Genomic DNA, 1,750 nt, shown 5'->3' with positions numbered 1-1,750 from the left:
CGCAGCCGCAGCCGCAGCCGCCGGTGACCGAGACCCCCGCGCCACCACCCACGGCGGACGCCCCCTGGCACCACGCACGCCCAGCCTTCGACGAACCCACGAAGTCCCCTGAGTCAACCGAGGACCCCGCGCCCGAAGCTCCGGCGCCCGAGGACTCCGTGCCTGAAGCTCCCGCGCCCGAGGACCCCGCGCCCGAAGTCCCGACCCTCGAAGACCCCACCCTCGACGACCCCGCGCTCGGCCATCCCACCCCCGGAGATACGCGCTCCGACAACCCCTCAGGAGGCTCGCAGTGAACGACGCGCTCGACGTTGCCCTGCGACTCCTGATCGTCTTCGTCGTCTTCCTCACCTTCCCTCTGATCGTCGGTCAGGCCGAGCACAAGGTGATGGCCCACATGCAGGGCCGCCTCGGCCCGATGTACGCCGGCGGCTTCCACGGCTGGGCCCAACTGGTCGCGGACGGCGTCAAGTTCGCCCAGAAGGAAGACATCGTCCCGACCGGAGCCGACCGCCGTATCTTCCAGCTCGCCCCCGCTGTAGCCCTCCTCCCGTACCTCCTGGTCCTCCTCGCGATTCCGATCGGCCCGGGCGAGGGCGCCGTCGGCGAGGTCGTCGACGCGGGCATTTTCTTCGTCCTCGCCGTCATGGGCGTCGGTGTCCTCGGCTCGCTCATGGCCGGTTGGGCGTCGGCCAACAAGTTCTCCCTTCTCGGCGGCCTTCGCACCGCCGCGCAACTCCTCGCGTACGAACTCCCGATGCTCCTCACCGCCGCCTCGGTCGCGATGGCGGCCGGCACGGTCTCGCTCCCCGGCATCCTCGACGCCTTCGAGTGGTGGTGGCTGCCCTGGCAGATCGTCGGCGCGATCGTCTTCTTCGTGGCCGGCCTCGCCGAACTCCAACGGCCTCCCTTCGACATGCCGGTGGCCGACTCGGAGATCATCTTCGGCGCCTACACCGAGTACACCGGCCTTCGCTTCGCTCTCTTCCTCCTCGCCGAGTACGCCGGGATCGTCGTCCTGTGCGGCCTGACCACCGTCCTCTTCCTGGGCGGCTGGCACGGCCCCTGGGCCGCCGACGGCTTCGGCTGGGTCTGGACCCTCCTGAAGACGGCGGTGCTGGCCTTCGTCGTGATCTGGCTGCGTGTCACCTACCCCCGCCTGCGCGAGGACCAGCTCCAGAAGCTCTCCTGGACGCTCCTCGTCCCCCTCTCCCTCGCCCAGATCGCCCTCACCGGCATCGTGAAGGTGGTGATCTCGTAACCATGGCTGAGCCTCTCCCGCCCGCCAGGTCCCGTATCCCCGGCGCCGGCCTCGCCAAGGGCCTGGCCGTCACCCTCCGCACGATGGCGAAGAAGACCGTCACCGCGCAGTACCCGGACGTCCAGCCCGACCTCCCGCCCCGCTCCCGAGGAGTCATCGGCCTCTTCGAGGAGAACTGCACGGTCTGCATGCTGTGCGCCCGCGAGTGCCCTGACTGGTGCATCTACATCGACTCCCACAAGGAGACGGTGCCTCCCGCGGCCCCCGGCGGCCGTGAGCGCAGCCGCAACGTCCTCGATCGCTTCGCCATCGACTTCTCCCTCTGCATGTACTGCGGTATCTGCATCGAGGTGTGCCCCTTCGACGCACTCTTCTGGTCCCCGGAGTTCGAGTACGCCGAGACCGACATCCACGAACTCACCCACGAACGCGACAAGCTCCGCGAGTGGATGTGGACGGTCCCGGCCCCGCCCGCCCTCGACCCCGCCG

2 protein-coding genes and 1 pseudogene are annotated in these 1,750 nt (G+C 69.5%); all 3 read left to right on the top strand.

Features of this window, described 5'->3' with window-relative positions; all coding sequences use genetic code 11:
- A pseudogene (locus tag AOK08_RS46910) lies at nucleotides 1-296 on the top strand (NADH-quinone oxidoreductase subunit C); the annotation flags it as partial.
- Nucleotides 293-1,261 carry a complex I subunit 1/NuoH family protein gene (locus AOK08_RS41075; protein ID WP_055535584.1) on the top strand — a complete coding sequence of 323 codons (969 nt, stop codon included), beginning with the start codon at nucleotides 293-295 and terminating at the stop codon, nucleotides 1,259-1,261. The pseudogene AOK08_RS46910 and the gene AOK08_RS41075, both read left to right, overlap by 4 nt.
- 2 nt (nucleotides 1,262-1,263) lie before the next feature.
- On the top strand, nucleotides 1,264-1,750 hold a 487-nt coding region (locus AOK08_RS41070; protein WP_055535582.1), incomplete at its 3' end, for a NuoI/complex I 23 kDa subunit family protein.

It is taken from the genome of Streptomyces graminilatus (assembly GCF_001418565.1).
Taxonomy (GTDB): Bacteria; Actinomycetota; Actinomycetes; order Streptomycetales; family Streptomycetaceae; genus Streptomyces; species Streptomyces graminilatus.
This window is presented reverse-complemented; position numbering and strand designations above follow the sequence as displayed.